This is a genomic window from Lapillicoccus sp., assembly GCF_025353065.1.
In the GTDB taxonomy this organism is placed as follows: Bacteria; Actinomycetota; Actinomycetes; order Actinomycetales; family Dermatophilaceae; genus Lapillicoccus.
Genome location: NZ_JANXRJ010000060.1, coordinates 1 through 2,495, shown reverse-complemented (window position 1 = coordinate 2,495; position 2,495 = coordinate 1). Strand labels below are relative to the sequence as shown.

3 protein-coding genes are annotated in these 2,495 nt (G+C 70.0%); 2 read left to right on the top strand and 1 reads right to left on the bottom strand.

Annotated features, from left to right (window positions below; all coding sequences use genetic code 11):
- Positions 1-112: 112 nt before the first annotated feature.
- On the top strand, positions 113-802 hold the full coding sequence (locus tag Q0R63_RS05720) for a lysophospholipid acyltransferase family protein (RefSeq protein ID WP_295695193.1): 690 nt from the start codon (positions 113-115) through the stop codon (positions 800-802).
- A gap of 57 nt (positions 803-859) precedes the next feature.
- Positions 860-2,002 (top strand): HoxN/HupN/NixA family nickel/cobalt transporter, encoded by a 1,143-nt coding sequence (locus Q0R63_RS05715; RefSeq protein ID WP_295695191.1) that lies wholly within the window; start codon positions 860-862, stop codon positions 2,000-2,002.
- 69 nt (positions 2,003-2,071) lie between these two features.
- Here the strand turns inward: Q0R63_RS05715 and Q0R63_RS05710 are convergent.
- Positions 2,072-2,495, bottom strand: a 424-nt coding sequence (locus tag Q0R63_RS05710; RefSeq protein WP_295695189.1) for a hypothetical protein, incomplete at its 5' end; no start/stop codon positions are given.

The window sequence follows — 2,495 nt, the reverse complement described above, 5'->3', positions numbered from 1 at the left end:
CCCTCGACGCCGCCCTCGCCTGACCTACCGGATCGACGTCCGCCCTGGTGGGCTCGGTCGAGCGGCAGGCCTTCACAGGCCGCATCTCGGTCGGGCCACTAGGGTCGGGCGCATGTTCTACCGCGCGGGCCACCTGGTGCTCAAGCCGCTGACCCACGCGCTCTACCGCCCCACGATCACCGGCACGGCCAACGTCCCGCCGACGGGCGGGGTCCTGCTCGCGAGCAACCACTTCTCGTTCATCGACTCGTTCGCCATCCCGCTCGCCGCCCCGCGACAGGTGCGCTTCCTCGCGAAGGACGACTACTTCACCGGCGCAGGTCCGACCGCCAAGGTCCGGCGGGAGTTCATGCAGACGATCGGCGCCATCCCCGTCGACCGCCGCTCCCCGAAGGCCGCGCAGGAGTCCCTGGACTCCGCCCTCGAGGTGCTGCGCGCGGGTGACGCCTTCCTCATCTACCCCGAGGGCACGCGATCGCGCGACGGACGCCTCTATCGCGGCCGCACCGGGGTCGCCTTCCTCGCCCTGACGGCCGGCGTCCCGGTCGTCCCGGTGGCGCTCTCCGGCACCGCCGACATCCAGCCGATCGGCGCTCGCTTCCCCCGGCTGGCCAGGGTGAGCGTCGCGTTCGGGCCGCCGCTCTACTTCGCCGAGCGGTATGCCGGCGTGCCCCAGGGCCGTGCCCGGCGCGAGGTCACGGACGAGATCATGGACGCGATCGCCGCCCTCTCGGGTCAGGTGCGCGCCGACACCTACAACGAGCTTCCGACCGATGCGCACGGGCCGGCGATCGGCACCTGAGGGCCGGTTTGTTGCCAGGGGCTTGCAACAACGGGTTTGTCCGCTTACCGTTACGGCGTGACCAGCTCAGTCGCGGGACGCCCCGCAGATGCGACGACGCAGACGACATCAGGGACCACGGCCCGACGTTTCTCGATCTCCTCCGGCGAACGCCGCAGCCTGATCCGGATGGGCCTGTTCATCCTCCTCCTGCATGTCGTCGGCTGGGGGGTGCTGCTGGGGCTGATCGTCCCGGCGCACTACCAGGTCGCAACCGGCGTCTTCGGCGTGGGGCTGGGCATCACGGCATACACGCTGGGCATGCGGCACGCCTTCGACGCCGACCACATCGCGGCCATCGACAACACCACCCGCAAGCTGATGACCGACGGCGAGCGGCCGATGAGCGTCGGCTTCTGGTTCAGCCTCGGGCACAGCTCGGTGGTCTTCGTCATGGTGACGCTGCTCGCGCTCGGCGTCCGGGCGCTCGCGGGAGCGTTGCAGGACAACCAGTCCGAGCTGCAGCAGGTCACCGGCCTCTGGGGCACCTCGATCTCCGGCCTGTTCCTCGTCATCATCGGCCTGGTCAACCTCGTCGCGCTCGTCGGCATCCTCAAGGTGTTCCGGCGGATGCGTCAGGGCCACTTCGACGAGGCCGAGCTCGAGCGGCAGCTCGACAACCGGGGGTTCCTCAACCGCATCCTCGGCCGGGTGACGAAGGCGGTGCGCAAGCCCTGGCACATGTATCCCGTGGGCTTCCTCTTCGGTCTCGGCTTCGACACGGTGACCGAGGTCGGGCTGTTCGTCATCGCCGGCGGCGCTGTGGCGTCAGGACTTCCGTGGTACGCGATCGTCGTCCTGCCGGTCCTCTTCGCCGCTGGGATGTCCCTCCTCGACGCGCTCGACGGGTCGTTCATGAACGTCGCCTACGGCTGGGCCTTCGCCCAACCCGTGCGCAAGATCTACTACAACATCACGGTCACCGCGCTGTCGGTCGCGGTCGCCCTCGGCATCGGGGTCATCGAGCTGATCTCCATCCTCACCGACAAGGCGGGGATCACCCACGGCCCGCTGGCCGCCATCGGAGCCCTCAACCTCGAGAACATGGGATACCTGATCGTCGGGCTGTTCGTCGTCACCTGGGCGATCGCGATCGCCGTCTGGAAGTTCGGCCGCGTCGAGGAGCGGTGGTCCGAGAACCTCACCGCCGCCACCGACTGATCCGCCCTCCCGGTATGCCGTTGGGCCGGCGGGCCGGTGGTGTCCCCGGCTGGCTCGGCTGGCTCGCGGCTAGCTCCCGACAGGGAAGAGCGGACGGTCCTGGTCCACCAGGACCGACAGCTCGCGAACCTCGTCGGTCGTCAGGCGCCGCACCTCGCGACCGGTGACGGCGTCGTACTCGTCCACCAGGTCGGCCAGCTCACGCACCCGGATCCGGGCGTGGCTCATGCTGTCACCGCAGTCGGCGCGGCACTCACCGGAGGCAGCGACCCGGTGGGCCACCACCTGGGTCGCCAACGCCCAGGCCTCCGCCGCCCCGACCTCTCCGGCCAGGCCGACGAAGGCCATCCGGGCGAGCTGGAGGTGATGGGCCTCGTGGGCTGGATCGTCCGACTCGGTCTCCGGGGTCGGGAAGGAGCGGGCGATCTCTCGGGCCTGCTCGACGGTCTGCGCGGTGGTGTCGTCGGTGGTGTCGTCGGTGGTGTCGTCGCCG

Excerpts from the sequence above, each read along its gene's own strand:
- Q0R63_RS05720 (WP_295695193.1), top strand. The coding sequence starts at position 113 with ATGTTCTACCGCGCGGGCCACCTGGTGCTCAAGCCGCTGACCCACGCG.